The organism is [Micrococcus luteus] ATCC 49442, assembly GCF_010367585.1.
GTDB lineage: Bacteria > Actinomycetota > Actinomycetes > Actinomycetales > Micrococcaceae > Arthrobacter > Arthrobacter luteus_A.
In genome coordinates this window covers 118,919-138,447 of sequence record NZ_JAAAXP010000002.1, presented here as the reverse complement: position 1 = coordinate 138,447, position 19,529 = coordinate 118,919, and the positions used below count along the sequence as shown (strand labels likewise).

At 59.8% G+C, this 19,529-nt stretch carries 20 protein-coding genes and 1 pseudogene; 12 read left to right on the top strand and 9 right to left on the bottom strand.

The window, feature by feature from the left end; genetic code table 11:
- Positions 1-475: 475 nt before the first annotated feature.
- Positions 476-646, bottom strand: a complete 171-nt coding sequence (locus tag GUV69_RS22370; RefSeq protein ID WP_164207090.1) for a hypothetical protein — start codon at positions 644-646, stop codon at positions 476-478.
- A 316-nt stretch (positions 647-962) separates the two neighbouring features.
- On the opposite strand from GUV69_RS22370, the gene GUV69_RS22365 reads away from it, so the two are divergent.
- Positions 963-2,150, top strand: coding sequence for a PucR family transcriptional regulator (locus GUV69_RS22365; protein ID WP_164207088.1), 1,188 nt, complete (start codon positions 963-965; stop codon positions 2,148-2,150).
- Between the two features lie 262 nt (positions 2,151-2,412).
- Here the strand turns inward: GUV69_RS22365 and GUV69_RS22360 are convergent, their stop codons facing one another.
- A complete protein-coding gene (locus GUV69_RS22360; protein ID WP_164207086.1) occupies positions 2,413-2,622 on the bottom strand; it encodes a hypothetical protein in 210 nt (69 codons plus the stop codon).
- Positions 2,623-2,813: 191 nt separating this feature from the next.
- On the opposite strand from GUV69_RS22360, the gene GUV69_RS22355 reads away from it, so the two are divergent.
- From GUV69_RS22355 to GUV69_RS22345, 3 genes and pseudogenes are all read left to right on the top strand, one after another.
- Positions 2,814-3,230, top strand: a complete 417-nt coding sequence (locus tag GUV69_RS22355) for a nuclear transport factor 2 family protein (RefSeq protein ID WP_164207084.1) — start codon at positions 2,814-2,816, stop codon at positions 3,228-3,230.
- Between the two features lie 1,091 nt (positions 3,231-4,321).
- Positions 4,322-5,027: pseudogene (gene ribB / locus GUV69_RS22350) on the top strand (3,4-dihydroxy-2-butanone-4-phosphate synthase).
- Positions 5,028-5,035: 8 nt separating this feature from the next.
- Positions 5,036-5,347, top strand: coding sequence for an HAD family hydrolase (locus GUV69_RS22345; RefSeq protein WP_164207081.1), 312 nt, complete (start codon positions 5,036-5,038; stop codon positions 5,345-5,347).
- A gap of 72 nt (positions 5,348-5,419) precedes the next feature.
- Here GUV69_RS22345 and GUV69_RS22340 read toward each other — a convergent pair whose 3' ends face one another.
- From GUV69_RS22340 to GUV69_RS22315, 6 genes are all read right to left on the bottom strand, one after another.
- Positions 5,420-5,695: a hypothetical protein gene (locus tag GUV69_RS22340; RefSeq protein WP_164207079.1), complete on the bottom strand. Its 276-nt coding sequence runs from the start codon at positions 5,693-5,695 to the stop codon at positions 5,420-5,422.
- 915 nt (positions 5,696-6,610) lie between these two features.
- A complete protein-coding gene (locus tag GUV69_RS22335) occupies positions 6,611-6,832 on the bottom strand; it encodes a hypothetical protein (protein WP_164207077.1) in 222 nt (73 codons plus the stop codon).
- Positions 6,833-7,382: 550 nt separating this feature from the next.
- The gene (locus tag GUV69_RS22330) at positions 7,383-8,534 is read right to left on the bottom strand and encodes an LLM class flavin-dependent oxidoreductase (protein WP_164207066.1); all 1,152 of its coding nucleotides are present in this window, start codon (positions 8,532-8,534) and stop codon (positions 7,383-7,385) included.
- Between the two features lie 477 nt (positions 8,535-9,011).
- Positions 9,012-9,422 (bottom strand): RidA family protein, encoded by a 411-nt coding sequence (locus GUV69_RS22325; protein WP_164207075.1) that lies wholly within the window; start codon positions 9,420-9,422, stop codon positions 9,012-9,014.
- A 307-nt stretch (positions 9,423-9,729) separates the two neighbouring features.
- On the bottom strand, positions 9,730-10,224 hold the full coding sequence (locus tag GUV69_RS22320; RefSeq protein WP_164207073.1) for a riboflavin kinase: 495 nt from the start codon (positions 10,222-10,224) through the stop codon (positions 9,730-9,732).
- Positions 10,225-10,250: 26 nt separating this feature from the next.
- Complete coding sequence (locus tag GUV69_RS22315) at positions 10,251-11,645, bottom strand: NAD-dependent succinate-semialdehyde dehydrogenase (RefSeq protein ID WP_164207071.1); 1,395 nt, start codon at positions 11,643-11,645, stop codon at positions 10,251-10,253.
- 400 nt (positions 11,646-12,045) lie between these two features.
- Here GUV69_RS22315 and GUV69_RS23720 point away from each other — a divergent pair, with 400 nt between their 5' ends.
- The 8 genes from GUV69_RS23720 (at position 12,046) to GUV69_RS22280 (ending at position 18,386) form a co-directional block, all read left to right on the top strand.
- A complete protein-coding gene (locus tag GUV69_RS23720; RefSeq protein ID WP_488759658.1) occupies positions 12,046-12,261 on the top strand; it encodes an RsbRD N-terminal domain-containing protein in 216 nt (71 codons plus the stop codon).
- Between the two features lie 47 nt (positions 12,262-12,308).
- Positions 12,309-12,533: a hypothetical protein gene (locus tag GUV69_RS22310; protein WP_164207070.1), complete on the top strand. Its 225-nt coding sequence runs from the start codon at positions 12,309-12,311 to the stop codon at positions 12,531-12,533.
- A gap of 533 nt (positions 12,534-13,066) precedes the next feature.
- The gene (locus GUV69_RS22305; RefSeq protein ID WP_164207069.1) at positions 13,067-13,354 is read left to right on the top strand and encodes a hypothetical protein; all 288 of its coding nucleotides are present in this window, start codon (positions 13,067-13,069) and stop codon (positions 13,352-13,354) included.
- Between the two features lie 24 nt (positions 13,355-13,378).
- The gene (locus tag GUV69_RS22300) at positions 13,379-13,672 is read left to right on the top strand and encodes a hypothetical protein (protein WP_164207068.1); all 294 of its coding nucleotides are present in this window, start codon (positions 13,379-13,381) and stop codon (positions 13,670-13,672) included.
- Positions 13,673-13,817: 145 nt separating this feature from the next.
- Positions 13,818-15,527 carry an amidohydrolase gene (locus GUV69_RS22295; protein WP_244292967.1) on the top strand — a complete coding sequence of 570 codons (1,710 nt, stop codon included), beginning with the start codon at positions 13,818-13,820 and terminating at the stop codon, positions 15,525-15,527.
- A gap of 11 nt (positions 15,528-15,538) precedes the next feature.
- Entirely contained in the window at positions 15,539-16,072 is a 534-nt protein-coding gene (locus tag GUV69_RS22290) for a flavin reductase family protein (RefSeq protein ID WP_164207067.1), read from the top strand.
- A gap of 620 nt (positions 16,073-16,692) precedes the next feature.
- Positions 16,693-17,844, top strand: a complete 1,152-nt coding sequence (locus GUV69_RS22285) for an LLM class flavin-dependent oxidoreductase (protein ID WP_164207066.1) — start codon at positions 16,693-16,695, stop codon at positions 17,842-17,844.
- A gap of 242 nt (positions 17,845-18,086) precedes the next feature.
- Entirely contained in the window at positions 18,087-18,386 is a 300-nt protein-coding gene (locus GUV69_RS22280; protein WP_244292965.1) for an FCD domain-containing protein, read from the top strand.
- Between the two features lie 213 nt (positions 18,387-18,599).
- Here the strand turns inward: GUV69_RS22280 and GUV69_RS22275 are convergent, their stop codons facing one another.
- Positions 18,600-19,322: a TetR/AcrR family transcriptional regulator C-terminal domain-containing protein gene (locus GUV69_RS22275; RefSeq protein WP_164207064.1), complete on the bottom strand. Its 723-nt coding sequence runs from the start codon at positions 19,320-19,322 to the stop codon at positions 18,600-18,602.
- Between the last annotated feature and the right edge of the window lie 207 nt (positions 19,323-19,529).

The window sequence follows — 19,529 nt, the reverse complement described above, 5'->3', positions numbered from 1 at the left end:
CCCGACGTCTCATCTCTAGAGTATTCTTGATCATTTAATGCTTCCGATAGGTGTTTTTGCCGCAGACATCTGCCGTTCTACCGGCGACCATTATGCAGATGCACAAAAGCGACTAATCGTATATAGCTGGTAGATGGACTGCGCTCGTGCGAGTGCACGGGCTAGAGGCCGCAGGGGGTGCGGGTCGCGGCGGCCCCGGAGCGGAGAAGCATCTAGATTGGATCTTGTCGTTCCGGACCGCCAAAGCTGCTGTCGCGTGGGGTTAACTCGGGCTCCCCCGGCTTCGAGCGGTCAAGCCAGTCGGTTACCAACGCTCTGCGTCTGCTCAGAGCAAGACAACGACGGACCAGACTCTTACTCAGCCCGGTGCGTCGTGCCACAGCAGCGGGATCTGTTGCGCGTCTTCCGGCTTGGCGATCGGACTCAAGCACAGTTGTTACTCGCTGCAGTGCCCATACAGGGACACTTTGCCCACTCATGTCAGGACCCCCGTGTTCATTTCTTTGCACCGTATATGGGAGCACGCGGAGCGGCTCAAGGCCTCGGCGGTCTCCGCGTCGGTGGCCTGCTTGAAGTCCTTCTCTACCTTCCCGGTGGCCGAGTTGAAAATGGCGTATGCACCGGTGCTGGTCTGTGCCGTAGTCAAGGGGGTCCTTCATCTTTCGGGGGTGGGGTTTAGGGCTGTGGGCTTGCCAGCGATGATGATGGCGGGCAGGCCCGGTTCGGCAAGCGCGTGCAAGAACTGGCGGCGGCTGCCCAGTCGTTCCTGATCACGCTCGTGGCTTGCAGCCATGTCCAGGTCCGGGCCATGTCCAGCTGCCTGCCGTAGTTACGGTCCGAGAGAGCAAGCCTGGGCGGGTGGCGCTTGTGAGCGGCATCTCTTGTCTAAAGTATTGTTGATTGCTTAGCCCTGCTGGTAGGTGGATTTGCCACTGGATTTCGCCCGAATCGGGAATTGGAGTATGCAGATGCACAACGTTGTTCATATCCCGGATCATTTGGAAGACAGGTGGGCCGAACTTGTCGGCCAGGCCCGGGCAGATGTCGGCACCCTCGTGGAGCAGTTCGCCGAACGTGTCGGTCAAATGGAGGTGTACCGGGCCGGGGTCGTGTCGATGGAGCAGGTCAAGGTGGATGCATTCGGGGCGTTCGGATACCTCTTGGGCCAGATAAGGGGGAACGGTGACTTCAAGGCGGAGGTCATCTGGACGGCACGACGGTTTGGTCGCGCCCGCGCGCGAATTGGCATACCGCTAAACGACCTGCTCACCGCGGTCCGGCTCAATTTCCAGGTTCTATGGGCAGCTTTCCGTTTCTACGCTGGCCCCGAAGACCGGGAACTCCTCGTGGCCGGAGTGGAAAAGATCTGGGCGGCTGTCGAAAGTTATTCAAACGAGGTCCAAAGCGGATATCTCGAAGAGGCATCCAAAATGGCCGACAAACGGCATAGCGAACGTGCCCGGCTGATGACGGCCATCTTGAACAGTGAAGTTCCCGACACGGAAGAGCTCCACAACCTCGGCCGGGCGCTCGGGGTGGACGTCGAGAGCTACTTCGTCGTGGTTGCCACCCGTGTGCAACACGACAATGAGCTAAACAAAGTCGCGGGTCACCTGAGAGCGTCCAGCCACACGGTCCACATTCACTCCACCGGAGACCACAGCCTGCTCATCTCAAACTGGAAAGGCGAGGATCTACAGCCCTTGAGGAGGCTACTCTCTGCATCGATCTGTGGGGTGGCCCCGGTGATTCACGGACTCTCCGGCCTAGCCCGAGCCTGCCGGCTTGCCGTGGAGATCGTGGAATTGAACGTATCGGAAGTTCGCGGCCCGACTGAACTCAAGGATCTCTGGTTGCCATTCCTTGCGGCCCGACTGCGTGACGCCGCCCCCGAGCTAGTGGCCTCCGTTCTGGCGGGGTTTAAAGGGACCTCGGAGGCGGAACAACAACGATTGACCGAAGTAGCATTGGCTTTCGCGCATTCTGGCTCTATGACCAAAGCCGGGTTGCAGATGTACTGCCATCGAAACACGGTGCTGAATAGACTTAGAAAACTCGAAGAAATCACTGGCTACGATATGGCCGTGCCCGCCGACGCCGCTCTCCTCTTGCTCGCCATCACGGCCGCACAGGCCGAAACTGCCAGTTGAACCCCGCACTCTCCGCCCGGCAATAATTCGTTCTGTGCTTCGAAGCGGCAATCGAGGATCGTCTGTAGGCGCGCTTCCTTTGGCCCCGAAAATGTCGTCTCGCAACTCCACTCGACTGGGACGAACCTGAACCGCCGGCGGCGCTGGAATGCGGAGCAGCCACGCAGCAAACCCGTCAACATATGCGGTTAGGAATGCGCCGCTGATGGGACCAAGGCCGTGGCCGTTGGAGCCCCAGCGCAAATTCGCTCGTCGTTCCCCCTTATCTGGCCCAGGAATATCCGAACGCCGAGAATGCGTCCACCTTGACCTGCTCCATCGACACGACCCCGGCCCGGTACACCTCCATTTGACCGACACGTTCGGCGAACTGCTCCACGAGGGTGCCGACATCTGCCCGGGCCTGGCCGACAAGTTCGGCCCACCTGTCTTCCAAATGATCCGGGATATGAACAACGTTGTGCATCTGCATACTCCAATTCCCGATTCGGGCAAAATGCAGTGGCAAAACCACCTAGCAGTAGACCGCCGGATCAACAATACTTTGTGGAAGAGATGCCGGTCACAAGTACCTCCAGAGGTAAATTGCTTGTCGTTGCGTTGTGAAACGACTTCTCGGCTTCGCCAGTACTTATGAAAATGATTAGGAGAGGGGTCCCGTTAATGAGCGACAAGGACGTCACAGCTCTTTACCAGAGCTGGTGCAGCGCTTTCCAGACGTTGGATGCGCCGCGAATGAAGAGCCTTTTTGACCAGTCTTTCGATGGATTAATCTACCAGCCGGAAGAAGCGCCGGATCCCATGTTCACCTGGGATGAGATCGACAAATACTGGGATGCCATCCCACTTGTTGTGGAATCGATACCCGAGTGGCGTGAGCTGACGAGCCGGGTAAGCGTGGACGGCGATTCGGCACTGGTTTACCTGAAACTGCAGACGCATATTGAACTTATCGGTGCGAAACAGCCCCTTATCGGGCAGCTGCGGGTGACACTTGGGGCGCACAAGACAGACGATTACTGGAAACTGATTAAGGTGCATGAATCACGCCACGTCGATTTATCTGATCTCTTCGAATAAGCCCAGATCAGTTCAGTCTGAGGCGGTCCCGACAATTCAGCGGAATTCCATGGACCGTGGAGAACGCGACCCCTCGCCCTGGCGGTTGGCCTCTTGGATCCCATTTTCGCTGGATTAACTGGTTGACGGAGGCGATTATGTCACCGCCCTGGGCACGGTACGCAATGTCGACACCAGCGGAGGCAAACCCCTAACGTACTGGCGGCGGACCTTCGGCACACATGTACCGGTTAGTGAATCGTGACGGCGGGTGACGCTACGATCCTCCCGAAAACCCTGTCAGACTCCCGATGCTGGCAGGCGAAATGGCTGGTAGTCCGCAGCAATTGGTTGAAGCCGGGGGTCCGGGACGGGTCGTGCCCCGCAACCATGACCTGAAACTGTGGCCGGGCCCGCGGAGCTGACAAAGGGTGTGACAGTCCGAAGCCACGGCACGTCTAACCGCCGCAATCGCCGGCCCTTGGCGCTGTGGGTTATTGCGTAAAGGAAACGCCCCTGGCCTTTCCCTTCGACTCAATAAGTTCCCCTTCGCCTGATCACGCCAAGCCCACAAGCACGTCGATAGTGATTTTTAGACGAACCGTAGAGCTGACTACCGGGTGCAATGTCACGGCAAGAGAAATTTTCCAGAGAGGAAGACAATCATGACGATTCTCGACCATCCAGTGCCGACGATTCTGAACTGTCCGGCGCCAAGAACAACCGTTTACCGATCAGTTGTGGCCCCGGCGGAATCGACCGCCAGCTCCTGGGACGGCACATCCGGACGGTTTACATCCTCGCCTTGGGAGGGCCTCTGCTGGGAGGCCGATCCGCCCATAGAAGCGAGATGCGACGAGAACGGGACTCTTGATGGCGCACTGGGGCGCTTCCTGATGAGCCTCATGTACGGCGAATAATCACCAAGGCAGATCGCGAAATCTTGGAGAGGCGCGCCCGGCCGGTCTCGTCTGATCCGCACAGATTAAGCGTTCCCCGCCAGGAGTGGATGCCATCATCTGGCGACACGCTTTTCTTGGACATACGAGTTTCGTTGGCCGATACCCATCGGCTGACCAGGACAGAGGACGGGCAGGCTATGGAACGAGCAACTGACAAGACGGTGGCGCGGTGACGTCCCTGGACCTGGTGGCGACGCTGTCGCCGCCATCGCAGCCGGTAGGCCGGTGCTGGTGGTTGACAATGAAAACCGCGAAAATGAAGGCGATATCATCTTCGCAGCGCAGTTCGCCACGCCTGCCCTAATGGGCTGGACCATCCGTTACAGCTCTGGAGTAGTGTGCGTCCCGATGAGCGGCGCGCGCGGACGCGCTAGCTCTGCTGCCCATGGTCGAGCTCAATCAGGACGCCAAGGGCACCGCCTACACGGTCTCTTGTGATGCCGCTACCGGCGTAAGTACGGGTATCAGTGCCAGCGACCGCGCCCGTACCGCAGCCGTCCTTGCCGCAGCCGGAAGCAGGCCGTCAGATCTGACCCGCCCCGGGCACATCTTTCCGCTCCGCGCCGTGGACGGGGGCGTCAGACAGCGCCCAGGCCACACGGAGGCCGCCGTGGAGCTGTGCCGCCTGGCCCGTTGTGAGCCAGTTGGGGTAATCGCTGAAGTCATACACGACGACGGGGCAATGATGCGGCTGGGCGCTCTGCGCAACTTCGCTGACGAGCACGGATGTCTGCTGATTTCAATTGAAGAACTCACGCAGTACGTCGCTGCCGCCGCCGGCGCGAGCCCGGGCGTGTTACGGGCTTCGACGGCACTGCCCGCTGCGGGGAGCCGTCTACGCATGTCCCCACAATGATGAGACTCATGAGAGAAACACCTGACGAGCCCGTCTCCCTCGTGGACATGGACGAAACCTGGCTTCAATGGGGTACCCGCCTTAACGAAATCTTGCTGGGCTTGGACCCCTCCCACCCCGTCGTCGACAATGACAAGCGGAACGGCTACATCAATCTGGAGCCCGTTCCGTTTGCCGTCGAGTCCATCCTGGAGATGGTCGACGAGGGCTGGGACGTGCACCAGTGCTCCACCCGACCTGGTCCAATTATGGGTGCGTTCCGGGAAAGCTCGCCGCCATCGACCAGCACTTCGGCCCGTCTCCGGGGACCTGACCGGTGAAGTGATGAAGCGCGTGAGCGCCTCGGCGCCGATCACCGCGCCTGTGTCAAGGCAGGATGGGCTGGGACGCTGTCACCAAGGTCCGTCGGTGAGTACCCCTTCGGCGCGGGCCCTGACTTCACAGGCCCTGACTTCTTCAGCCGCAAGGCTCCCTGCTGCGCTGCGGTCCACAGGGCGGCCTATTCCCTCGAAGCCCGAATCTTCTCCGGTTTCCTCTGGTCGGGGCCTGCCGGAGACTTCGACGGCGACCTCGCTGCCGTCCCGGTGACGGGCGGGGATCACGAGCCCTGCCCGCACCGCCTCCGGGCCGGTCTTCCGTGCAGTTCTCAGGTCATTCAGGGCGACCACCAGGCTGCAGGGACGGCCAAGCAGCTAGGACGGTTCGTAGCCGAGCAGGTCGCGGCTCGCCGGGCTGGAAAACGTGAAGCGGCCGTTGCTCCTACGGCCCACAAGCATCCACGGGTTACGCTGAGGACCGTATCCATGAGCCGCGCGGTATTGGACGCCTGGGCCAGTTCATTATGTTGTTGCCGCAGTAGACGCCAAGCAACATGCAGGACCACGAAAAACAGCAGCACTGCCACAAGCGCCGGGACGATGGCGGGGCCGTCGAAGCTGTCCCGGGGTTCGTAGCCGAAAGCCATCGTCAGCCGAAGGGACAGCGCGAACACCGTGTCGACGCACACGACAACGAGCAGCCAGCAACCAGCCGGAGACAACAGACCGAGTTTGGCGGCACCCTTTGAAGCCCGGGATACCCGCTTCGGGCGCCGGCTGGCAGGACATTCCCTGAGCCGTTTATCTGCCGCATCAATGCGCCGTCCGGGCGGCTACCGGGCTAACGGGCGGTCCCGGAGTTCGAAGGTTTCCGACCATGACCCACCGACCACGGTCGACGAGGCAACCTTCACGGATCCGGGGAGACGACGATCTGCACGGGATCACTTTCGTGCACCAGGCGCCTGCCGGCCCCATTGTCCAGCCAGATCCAGCAGGCTGAACCATCGGACATGCACACGTCAATAACACCGCTCCCCAAATGTCGGCCATCACTGAGCAGGCGAACGCGGCTTCCCTCCGGGATGGGTTCAGATTCAGCAATCATGGGTTCACAGTCTCGACTTCCTTGCGACACACGCCCACGACCGGGCTGCGTCAGTCACAGAGGGGGTATCCGGATCCGGACGGGGCAATCGGATCTCGTCAGCTTTCTGCACCATCGTTATCCTCCGCGATCGATGGGCATTGCTGTCGAGAGATGTGTCAGTAGTGCTCGCATTCCTGGGTGACTCCGTAGGGGACATCGCCGCTCGCAGCCACGGTAAAGGACGCTGGCCCATGCCGCGTGACGAGGACACCGTGCTTGCCCTCTCCCATGGCGTGTTGTTGGGCTAATTCGACCGCCGTGTTCAGGTCCTCCCTGACCGTACGCGGCGTGTCTCCCGTGACGCGATAAACACGCCCGGTCTCGATAGTCGTAATCACTGTGCAGTTCCTTCTCTCTGTGGGCCTTGGGATCCTGGACATACCGCTCTCTCAGCTGGATCAGGACGCCGAAGTGAGGTTCCAACAACTCTGCGTGGCCTTCTCCGGCTCCCCGCAACCGGAACCGTGCTGCCCGAAAGGGGCCGATAAGAACCAGCAGTTGTTATAGGTCGGGCGTGAATTCAGAACACTCACCAGGCCGGACCCCACATGAACCGGGCCACACGTTTCTGTCTCTCTGAGGCTCTGAGAATCAGCTTCGTAGGAAATCCTGCGGCTGGCCGTGTTGGGTGAAAGGCGGCGAAGACGTCCATTTTGTGCAGACTTGGACGATAAGTGGGCCATTCTGTGCATAAAGGAGCGAATACCAAACCCGGGCAGGATCGGTCTTGTTAGTGACCCAGGTCGTACTTATCTTCTCGTCCGACAAGGCCAGGTTCGTGACAGGCTCCAGTTACACCGGCGATGCGCCCTGCTCGGGCCGCCCGCTATGTAGGGCGGCCCGAGCAGGGCTTGATGAATTAGTTGCAGAAGGAAGCTATCGAGAGGCTCAGATGAGGAACGACTTCGCCGCCACTCCCCGCTGCTCAAAATCATTATTCGGGATGAACGAGGGGTGCTTCACAGCCGGAATCACGTACTTCGCAAACATTTCCATGGCGCGGAGGTTGTTCCGATGGCCGTGGTTGTCGAACTTGCAAATGATCTCGTTGTAGCCCATCTTCTCGAGTCGCTGGATACGCTCGATCAGCTCGTCTGGGGTGCCGACCATGGCAGTTGGCGAGTGCTCAATCAGAGCCTCGATGTCCTTCGTGAAAGGCAAAATTTTCTCCGCCAGATCCAGCAGGTATCCGTACGATTTCCCGCCCTGTTCCTTCTCGTTCTCCGCCACAGTCTGGTACAGGTCAGCGAGATGGGCAACCAAGCCCAGCGTCGATTCCCGCGCCTGGTCGATCGCTTTGTCATGAGTTTCCGCGACATGGCACGGGAACGTAAAGAATGCCCGCCCCGGATTCGGCGCGTACAAACCACCAATGGGAGCGGCGCTCTTGAAGCCTTCAATGTGAGCCGCAGCTATATCTTTGGCGTAGTCCCAGCCCAAGAAGCTTTCGAGCGACAGCACTCCGATACCGAGCTCACCCATCAGCCTGTGGGACTCGACACTAGAAGCCGCGGTCCAAACCGGCGGCGGCACCATGGAGTACGGGCGCGGCGACACGTGGAACGGTCCATCAATGTTGTAGATCTCGCCCTTGAAGCTAAAAGGGTCCTCCTGCATCGCGCGCAGCGTGGCTTCGACCGTCTCGCGCCATTGCTCCCGAGTCGTCGTGGGGTCAATGCCGAAAGCGTCTTGGTAGGCAGCGTTATTGGAGCGGGCGGTGCCGAACTCGACCCTGCCTTGGGAAATGGCATCCAAGGTCGCGAGCCGCTCCGCAACGAGAATGGGGTGACCCAGCTCCTTAAGCGTGATCACCGACATTGTACGGAGCTTGATTCGCTTCGTCAGCGCCGCAACCGCGCCATAGATCGCCTGCGGGGACGAAATAGTCCACGAACTCTCCACCAAGTGCTGTTCAGAGCAACCCCAGTAATCGAAGCCGAGCTTATCGGCGTGCACCGCCTCATCGATAACCTCTTGGATGCGCACCGCGTGCGTTGTGCCTTTCGTAACCTGGCCCTCGTTAATAGCTCCGAACTTCATTTCGGTTTTCTCCTTATATGTGATTTAGCGCCGACGAGACTCAATCCGAGTATTGATATTGGATAGATCGCGGCGACATTCTCGGTAATCCGATTTCTTGATTTGCATGGGCTCCCGCCGGCTACTGTCGGGCCCGCCTGGCCGAGGACCCGCACCTATGGGTCACCGACCTCGGGGCCTACCAGACCTTCACGGGACAACTGCTGCAGCTGCGCCCGATGTACCAGCACTGCCACCCCACCGCCGGGCGGGCCGTGGCGGTGATCGAGCACCCGCCTAGGGAGGAGACCCTGTGGGACTGGGTCGAGCTGCCCAACCGCCCGCCTCCGGGGGTGCCGGGCGAACGGGCCTGTCAAGTTGATTGTGTAAGTTCGAGACTCATCCTCACAGGTCAGGATTCAGCCAACCTTCAGCAGTCCCCGGCTTCTGAGGTCACTCATAAAGCTGAAGGTCCTGACCACTCGCTGCGTCGCTTCATCAGCCATTAACAACGGCAATAGCCTCAAGCTCGATCAGACTGCCCCCGATGAGGCCATCCACCAGGACAGTCGTGGCCGGCGGTGGGCAGTCCGAAACCCCCTCATGGGAATAGGCTGCTATTCGTGCGTCGCGATACTGGGCAAGATTATCTCTGCCCACGATGAAGGCCCGCAGAATACAGATATGCGCAAAGTCGGAGCCGACGCCCTCGAGAGTGCGCTTGAGCGCCGAAAGCACGAAATCTGCTTGTTCCCGGAAGTCATCACTGACCGGAGTTGCGGTTTCGTTAAGTGGAAGGTGCCCCGCTACATAGACTGTTGTGGATCCTGGTGCCGCCACAGCGACCGTCGAATATTGTCCTACCGGAGGCGGACTGCCCTCTGGATTGAGAAATTTCAAGGAGCTCATCTCAGACTTCCTGCCTCGCTTAAGTGCTCTGCGCACTTCTTGATTACCAATATGTTCATGTCATCTTTCGCTAGGAACGGTAGACGCCTGCACGTTTGCTTTCCTGGCAGCCGGTGCTATGTTCCACCGTTCGGACGGGGCTAGCCATGCGAACTGTGTGCGGCCAGGCAACGACGGACAAGGTTCTTGTTCAGTCCGGTGAGACGGACCAGAGAGGCCAGATTTGTGGCCGAGGTTCCGGCCCGGCGCTCGGATTCGATCACGGAATGACCCGTTGTAAGGCCCAGCCGGGGACCCGGTTGCCCCCTCATGAGTGAAGTCTTTCGTTCCGGCTCGGCATGTTTGCCGCTGGGAACGCCGAATAGTGCTTGGCCGCCCAGGTGCGGGTGGCTTCGACGTCACTTCGAAGCTGCTCCGTCAGGTCGTCGATCGAGGCGAAGCTGCGCTGGGTCCGCAGTTTCTGGTATAGCCTGACCCGTAGCTGCTCGCCGTAGATGTCTTGGTCGAAGTCCAGGAGGTGCGCTTCGAGTAACCGCTCTCCTTCCGTGTAGAAGGTTCTGCGTCGGCCGATTGACACTGCCGCGATGACAGATCCACGGGAAGAGACTTCAACAACCGCCGTCCACACTCCGTCCGGAATCTGTTCGTCGTGCAGCGTGAGGTTAGCGGTGGGGAACCCCAGCAGCCTTCCCCTCGCATCACCAGGTTCTACGGTTCCTTCCACGAGCGTCCCTGTTGCCTCAAAGGTCCTGACAGCCAGGAACTTCGCGGCGGGGACCCTGAACAATGGTTGTATTCCCATTCCTCATCCTCTCCGGGTTAAAAGGTTCAGCGCTTGACACGGACGAGCTTTTTGTTGACGAACTCGTCCATTCCGTACTTGCCCAGTTCGCGTCCGAACCCGGATCGCTTAACACCCCCGAATGGCAGCTCGGCGGCTGTCCCGGAAGGTTCGTTGATGTAAACCATTCCGGTGTCGAGCCGATCGGCGATCCGTTGCGCGCGCTCCTCGTCGTCACACTCCACGACAGCACTTAACCCGTAGTCGGTGTCGTTGGCCAGCGCAATGGCAGCATCCTCGTCGGCCACCATATAAATCACTGCAGCTGGGCCGAAGAGTTCTTCAGAATATGCCCGCATACCCTCGGTGACCCCCGTGAGGACGGTCGGAGTGTACCAAGCGCCGTCGCGCTCGATCCGTTTGCCGCCGGCCAGGATCGTGGCACCTTGCGCGACGGCGTCCTCGACCTGCGCGGCGAGGTTTTCTACTGCCTGCGGTGATGAGAGAGGCCCCATGACTGTTTGGGGGTCGGCAGGATCACCAGGTTCGATCGCCCTGACCTGCGCGGTGAATTTCTCAACGAAAGCATCGTAATGCTCTTCAGTCACGATGATCCGCTTGGCTGCGTTGCAGGCCTGTCCTGCGTTGAAGAAACGACCGGCGGCTGCATCCTTCGCGGCCCGTTCAAGGTCTACGGGCCCGAGCACGAGAAACGGGTCGGAGCCTCCCAGTTCGAGAACCACCTTTTTGAGGTTGCGCCCGGCGATCTCGGCTACGGCAGCACCGGCACGTTCGGACCCGGTCAGGGATACACCCTGTATCCGTGGATCGGCAATGATGTCGGCCACTTGGTCATTGGAAGCGAAAATGTTGATGTAGGCACCGGCAGGAAGACCAGCATCCGCAAAGATCTGTTCCATAGCCAGGGCCGATTCAGGGCACTGCGGGGCAGGCTTGAGCAGAACGGTGTTGCCCAACACAAGGTTCGGGGCCGCGAAGCGGGCGACTTGGTAGTAGGGGAAGTTCCACGGCATGATACCGAGCAGCGGACCCACAGCCTCTTTGCGGATAACAGCGGTTCCCCCGGCAACGACGTCGAGCTCTTCGTCCTGGAGGAATTCGGGCGCTTTCTCGGCATAGAAGCGGTAGATGCTGGTTACCAGGTCGATCTCCATCTGTGCCTGGGTAATCGGCTTGCCCATTTCCCGGGTAACCACCGCCGCAAGGGAGTCCCGGCGTTCCTCGTAGAGGTCAGCGACACGGCGCAGCATAGTTGTGCGATCCTCCACCCTGCTTCGACGCCAAGAGGTGAAAGCGGTGTGGGTGCGCGCAAGCGCGTCCGCAATCTCCGCGTCAGAGGTCTGGTCGAATTCCTCTTCGACCGCACCGGTGGCCGGGTTGCATACGGCGTATGCGCTGGTAGCGATCTGTGCAGTGCTCATAAAATTTCCCTCTCTGGGCGATGGGGCTTCATGGGAGTTGGTGAACTGGTGAGCTGACCGGTCCAGCGTTTCCCCAAGGCGGGACACCTGTGAAGTTCATCTCAGTTCAAAGTATTGTTGAGTAGTTGGCCCAACGGCTAGATGCTTTTGCCACCGGTATAACCTTCTCGCCCGCGCTTGGAGTGTGCAGTTGCACAACATCGTCCGTATCCCTGACAGTTTGCAAGGCAGGTGGGCTGAGCTCGTAGAGCAGGCTCGCGCTGACATCGGGTCACTTGCTGACCTATTCGTTGCGTATGTCGGGCTACTCGACGGTACCGCGACGGCATCGTGCCGATGAAGTGGGTCCGGGTGGACTCCCTGTCTTCACTTAGTACCAGACGAGTTCAAGGCCGATGTCATCTGGACAGCGCGGCGGTTCGGCAGCGACCGGGCCCGTATCGGTATACCGCTCAATAACCTGCTAGCGGCGGGGCGCCTCGACTTCAAGGTCTTGTGGGAAGCCTTCCGTTCCAACGCCAGTCCCGCTGATCGCGAGCTGCTCGTTGCGGGAAGTGGAGAAGATCTGGGCGGCAATCGAACGCTATTCGATCGAGGTCCAGACCGGTTACCTTGAAGAAGCGTCGCGCTTGGTCGATAGGCGGCTCAGCGAACGGGCCGCTGATGACGGCGATCTTGAACAGTGACTCTCCTGCTGAGGAAGATCTCCATAATCTGGCCCTGGCGATCGACGCGGATCTGGACAGCAACTTCGTCGTTGTTGCCGCCACTGTGCAAGGGGACCATGAGTTGCGCAAAGCGGCGGGCCGTCTGGCGGCTACCGGTCACCCCGCTTACATCCACTCAACCGGCCACTTCAGCCTGCTCGTCTCGGACTGGAAGGGTTAAGATACCCAGCCGCTAAGGCAACTGCTCTTCCCGTCCACCTGCGGAGTGGCACCGGTGATCCACGGGTTTTCAGGCTTGGCCCGAGCATGCCGGCTAGCCATGGAGATCGTTGAACTGAGTGCGTTAGGAGCCCGTGGCCCGGCTGAACTCAAGGATCTCTAGCTGCCGTTCCTGACAGTCAGGCTGCATGATGCCGCGCCGGAGCTTGTGGCGTCTGTGCTGGCAGGATTCGACACTGCTTCGGAGGCGGAGAAAGAGCGCTTGACTGAAGTGGCCTGGACTTTTGCCGTTTCCGGGTCGATAACGAAGACTACCTCACAATTATATATCGTCACCGCAACAGGGTCCTGAACTGTCTGCGTCGGCTCAAGGCACTGACCGGGCAGGACATTACGGTTCCGGCCGACGCCGCGCTCCTGATGCTGGCGTTCCTAGCTGCAAAGCCGGGGGCAATCAACGACTGAACTCTCGTAAGACGGAAATCTGCGTGCGCCGGCGGGCGGTTCGCAGAGTTTGGGGCCAGAGGAGTGCCGATGACCAATAACCCCGCCGGCCGTTCCCAGCCCGGCGCTGCTACGGCCAAACGCTGGCACATTGTGACTGGATGTGGCGACTGGCCGAGCAGCCGCATGCTCTCGGGCCCGCCCCTGATTGATTTCACTGACAGGGTGTTGGTAAGCCCGTTTCAAACTACCGCGGAACGGGAAGTGCCCACCGAGGCAAATTTTGTGCATCTGCATACGAAGGGGCCTAAAGGCACCGGTATCCCGTGGCAAACGCATCTAGCGCTCGATCGCGCCTTCAACAATACTTTGACTTGAGATACCGATCACACCTACCAACTAATGTTCGACATTCTCGAACTCGAGAAATTCGAGGACGAAATTGATTACCTGATTGAGGCCAGCCCGACCATTCTTGTCGGAACGCCGAATGACGTTATAAAACGCATCCAGCGTCTCGAGAAAATTGGCGTCGACGAGATGATCCTGAAGATCAACAACTACGGCCACGCCGCCAATATGCCCAGCATCGAGATGTTCGGCAAGTACGTCTTCCGTGCGATCGACAACCCGCGGGCGGTTCCCGACAGCGAATGGGAAGGCCTTGGCGTAGCCGGAAAGAACTTCCTCTTTTAGGGCATTTACCTAGCCCCAAGCGAATCCGGGAGGGCGCGCATCGTAAGCTGGCCGGCCACTAGCATGCGCGTCCCACCCTTCGCTCCCAAATCCAGCGGATACGAATACGACGGCTCTGCAACACCCCTGCCAGGGGGTGAAGCGCATGTCCCGCTCCAACATGAGAATTGAGATGCAACGAATGGAAGTTGACCTGTTAGTCCACAACGCAGATATCATCACCATGGACGAGTTTCGCCCACGGGCTACCTCCCTTGCTGTACTGCATGGCAGGATCGTCGCTGTTGGGGACACCGCTGGCCTGAGTGCCAAGCGCACCCTCGACGCACAAGGGACAACGATCATTCCGGGACTCGGAGATAGCCACAATCATATGGCGTGGTACGGGATGGGCCTGTCGGAGATCGATCTCTCCGGCGTCCGCGACCTATCCACACTGTATTCGCTTGTTGCCGCACGGGCCGCCGAACTGGAGCCCGGGGAATTCGTCATCGGAAACGGGTACTACCATGCCAAAACTGGGGGACATCCTAGGCGTGAAGAACTGGATCGAGCGGCTGGCGGCCGGCCGGTATGGCTGAAACACGGATCCGGACATATGGCCGCAGTCAACACTGCGGTCTTGGAGATGGCTGGCGTTTTTGATGGAACCGCGGTCGTACCGGACGGGGGAGTCGTTGAGCGCGATGACTCCGGCGTTCCTACCGGAATTCTTGAAGAACAGGCACAAAAGCTGGTCGTGGATTTGGTTACGCCGTATTCCTTGGATCACCTCAGCGACTCCCTTGAGCGGGCTGCCGCCCGCTATGCGGCGGAGGGCCTAACCCATGTGACCGAGGCAGGCATAGGTGGGGGCTGGGTCGGAAAGACCCCCATCGAACTCGCGGCCTACCAACGGGTGCGGGACCGCGGAGGACTGCGCGTTCGTGTCCAGCTCATGCCCACTGTTGAGGCTCTTCACCCCTTGCTATCCCATCCGGACGACCACGTGGATTTCGGCTTGGACCTAGGTATCACCAGCGGATTCGGAGACGATCTCCTGCGTATCGGACCGATGAAGATCTGGCTCGACGGCGGTCTAGCCAGCCGGACTGCGCACGTCTACGAGCCGTTCTGTGACAGACATAGCCACGGGTATTTCCACGACGATCCGGAAGCTCTCAGAACTCAAATACTCCAGGCACACCGGTCCGGCTGGAGGATAGCGGCCCACGCGATCGGCGACCGCACCATCGACTTCGCCCTTGACGTTTTCGAAGAAGCGCAGAAGCGCTGGCCGCGGCCTACTGTGCGGCATCGGTTTGAGCACGCGGCCATCACGTCTCCGGAACAGATTGAGCGCATGGCACAGCTGGGCATCACACCGGTGCCACAAGCCCATTTCATCCACGACCTGGGCGACACGATGTCCGCGGCACTCGGCCCGCAGCGCAGCAACTCACTGTACCGGGTCGCCAGCTTTCTGAAGGCCGGACTCCGTGTCCCGGGCAGTTCCGACCGGCCCGTCGCCAACGGAGCCCCATTGGCAGGAATACAGTCCATGGTGGAACGCCTCACCGAGACGGGCGCATGCCTCGGCCCCGCCGAACGAGTAGACGTCCACACCGCCCTCCGCTCATACACGATCGACACAGCATGGATAGCGGGCCAGGAGAACGAATGGGGCAGGATCCGGACAGGGATGGCAGCCGACTTCGTCCTGCTCGGAGACGACATCACCAAAGTCGCGACGGAACGGATCTCCCAGACCCAGGTTGTCGCCACCTTTCTCGGCGGAGAATGCACCCATGGCAACTCTGCCCTGCAGTGGCAAGCTTCCAGCACCCCACCCCTGCAAAATCTCATCAGCAACTGAAAGGAGCAAAGATGCTCAGCTCAAACTCCACAAAAATCCACGGTTCGCAACACCTCACAGGTATCGACCTGGAAGAGCTGCAAACGGTCTTCAGAAGGGCTATGGCCAGCGTTGCCACCCCCGTATCAGTAGTGACCGCGCTCAAGAACGGAAACGCCCACGGCAGCACCGTCAGCGCCTTCGCATCACTATCGATGAATCCACCTATGGTCATGGTCGCCCTGGATCGAAACTCCGATTTGTTGAGCATTCTCCGCGAGACAGGCGAGTACGGAGTGAACCTCCTGGGAGATGAACATTCCGAATGGGCCAGTGCGTTCGCCAGGAAAGGTCCTGACAAGTTCACCGGGATTCCCTGGACCGTTGAGAACGGCCTGCCCCGGCTTCCTGGTGCCTGCTGGGTAGCGTGTTCAGTAGAGTCTTTGATCGACGGCGGCGACCACGTCATTGTCCTCGGATCCGTCCTGAACGTCGATCTCAGCGACAACAAACCACTGACCTACTGCCAACGGACCTTCGGCACACACGCACCTATCGGCGTCTGAACCGTCTACCCCTCCTGACAAGGACCACACCTGGCTCTGCTGAGAATCGCACCCCTGTTTCACAGCGGAGCCACTCGGCCAAGGTCCGGCCGGGAGGACCGCGTAACCCGCGTAGACCGTTAGTTCGTCCGCGCGAACCACGGCAGGGAGAGGCCGCATGTTTCATGACGTGCACAGCATATCCGTCTTCGAGCACAAGTGAGCCGAACGTCCGTGGAATTCCGCGAGGGATCGACCGCTATTTCTTGCGCTGACGCAGGGTCGTTTCTCATAGCGCCGACGATTACGAGCCCTAGGACGGAGGAAGCTGAGAACAGAAGGTGAGTTTGGTCCATCGATCGTGTGCCGCCAATCAGGGCGGCGGCCCTGTCGGGATCACGTTGGGACCAGAGTATGGATGCCATAATCCACCAGCCTGAAAATAGCCAGCAGGCACGGCTGACCTGGGCAAGGTCGGCTCCTCTTGGGAGGCCAGCCGAACCGTCATTGCGGATACACGCCGGCGGGAGCCCATGCAAATCAAGAAATCGGATTACCGAGAATGTCGCCGCGATCTATCCAATATCAATACTCGGATTGAGTCTCGTCGGCGCTAAATCACATATAAGGAGAAAACCGAAATGAAGTTCGGAGCTATTAACGAGGGCCAGGTTACGAAAGGCACAACGCACGCGGTGCGCATCCAAGAGGTTATCGATGAGGCGGTGCACGCCGATAAGCTCGGCTTCGATTACTGGGGTTGCTCTGAACAGCACTTGGTGGAGAGTTCGTGGACTATTTCGTCCCCGCAGGCGATCTATGGCGCGGTTGCGGCGCTGACGAAGCGAATCAAGCTCCGTACAATGTCGGTGATCACGCTTAAGGAGCTGGGTCACCCCATTCTCGTTGCGGAGCGGCTCGCGACCTTGGATGCCATTTCCCAAGGCAGGGTCGAGTTCGGCACCGCCCGCTCCAATAACGCTGCCTACCAAGACGCTTTCGGCATTGACCCCACGACGACTCGGGAGCAATGGCGCGAGACGGTCGAAGCCACGCTGCGCGCGATGCAGGAGGACCCTTTTAGCTTCAAGGGCGAGATCTACAACATTGATGGACCGTTCCACGTGTCGCCGCGCCCGTACTCCATGGTGCCGCCGCCGGTTTGGACCGCGGCTTCTAGTGTCGAGTCCCACAGGCTGATGGGTGAGCTCGGTATCGGAGTGCTGTCGCTCGAAAGCTTCTTGGGCTGGGACTACGCCAAAGATATAGCTGCGGCTCACATTGAAGGCTTCAAGAGCGCCGCTCCCATTGGTGGTTTGTACGCGCCGAATCCGGGGCGGGCATTCTTTACGTTCCCGTGCCATGTCGCGGAAACTCATGACAAAGCGATCGACCAGGCGCGGGAATCGACGCTGGGCTTGGTTGCCCATCTCGCTGACCTGTACCAGACTGTGGCGGAGAACGAGAAGGAACAGGGCGGGAAATCGTACGGATACCTGCTGGATCTGGCGGAGAAAATTTTGCCTTTCACGAAGGACATCGAGGCTCTGATTGAGCACTCGCCAACTGCCATGGTCGGCACCCCAGACGAGCTGATCGAGCGTATCCAGCGACTCGAGAAGATGGGCTACAACGAGATCATTTGCAAGTTCGACAACCACGGCCATCGGAACAACCTCCGCGCCATGGAAATGTTTGCGAAGTACGTGATTCCGGCTGTGAAGCACCCCTCGTTCATCCCGAATAATGATTTTGAGCAGCGGGGAGTGGCGGCGAAGTCGTTCCTCATCTGAGCCTCTCGATAGCTTCCTTCTGCAACTAATTCATCAAGCCCTGCTCGGGCCGCCCTACATAGCGGGCGGCCCGAGCAGGGCCGCTTTCGGACTCCTCTTAGAGCGTGTTTTGAAATTGGGGCTTCTACACGGGAGGAACTCCTGCTATGCCGATAATTGTCTATCTCACCGGTTGCGAGGAGTTCCTCCCTTGCGATCTTCGTCCAGAATGAGCAATTCACGTTAGGCAGCTACCTGAAACGGTGAAGGAGACCCACCACCTGATTGTCGGTGCCGCCGCCAACGACTACCTCGCCGATGCCCTGGCGCCGGCGCAGGCTCTCTCAAGACGCTTCTGGATCGCCCACATGCGGGACGAGGAGCACCAGGTCTCTCTCGGATCCGCGCTTCACACAAAAATTCTGGAAGCGATTCTCGCCAGAGACCCATCAGCGGCCAAGGCCGCCTCCCAGGCTCGCAACGACTACCCGGTGGACTTTGCCTACGCCGCCCTCGGTCATCAGAGGCCGCACCGAACAAGGATTCGTCCGCCGCCTGATTGATGACGACGCCGGTGGATGGGACCGATCGGGAGGGGTGTGCGGCAAACGTCGCGTCCCTCACGACGGGAGTTCTCGCATCCACTTCTACTCCCGTGCTTTAAACGCCGATAACCGGCCTTTTGTCAGCCTGAGCTGGGGGAGGGGCGCCCAAATGGCGCCTCTTTCCTTGAGGAGTTCCGTCAACGCGGCTTGTATGCGGCGGATCGGTGTCACTTAGGCCTGGCGGGGTTTCGCGTTCGCAGAGTTCCAGCCCTCGCGGTGGAGCTTGTCGAATCCGTCCAGGAGTATGTCCAGTGCGAACTCGAACTCGAACTGATCATCACATCCATGTCCGATTATTGAGTCTGGGTCGTGGGGAGTGGCTGTGGCGATTGTGACGATGTTGGGGTAGCGCTGGGCCATCTGGGCGAACATTTCCGCCTGCGCTTCAGGGGCAGGCTGCGGCGGCGCCTCGGCTGCTGAACTATCAAATAGTTCTTGGGTGAATCCCCACATCCGGCCGCCCAGGGCGTGCATGGCGTGGTGGGCGAGGTCGGGTGAGAACCCGCCGGCGAGAAACAGTCCGGCGAAGGACTCCTGGTAGTCGAGGACAGACGGTGTGGGTTTCGTGCGGGATTCGATCGCCAGCCTCGCCGAGCTATGCCTTTGGAGAGCGCGGCGGGCTGATAGAACGCGTGTCCGGATCGCCGTCTTCCAGTCGGCGTTGGTCTGGGGCGGGCCAATCTCGCCGATGATGACCTCGACCATTCCGTCAAGGAGGTCTTCTTTGTCGGAGACGTGCTTGTACAGCGCCATCGGGACGACATGGAGCTCTTGGGCCAGCCGTCGCATGCTGAGCGCGTCGATACCTATGGTGTCGGCCAGCGCTACGGCCGCGGTGAGCACCCGCTTCCTGTTCAGGCGCACGCGCTCTGCCGTCTTCACCTGCTGGGTCATTCAAGGTCACCTTAACACCGTTGAGAATAGAGCCATTGACAAGTGTACGCGGTACACCTTAGGGTCGCCATATCAAGGTGTACGCCCTACACCTCATTTGAAGGCAATCGTCCCCATCGCTCGCGTTCCCAGTTTTCGGGGCAGAGCTGTTGCCCCGTCGCCCAAAGGCCGCGCACCGCCAGCAAAAAGGAACTTCTCTCGGTCTCG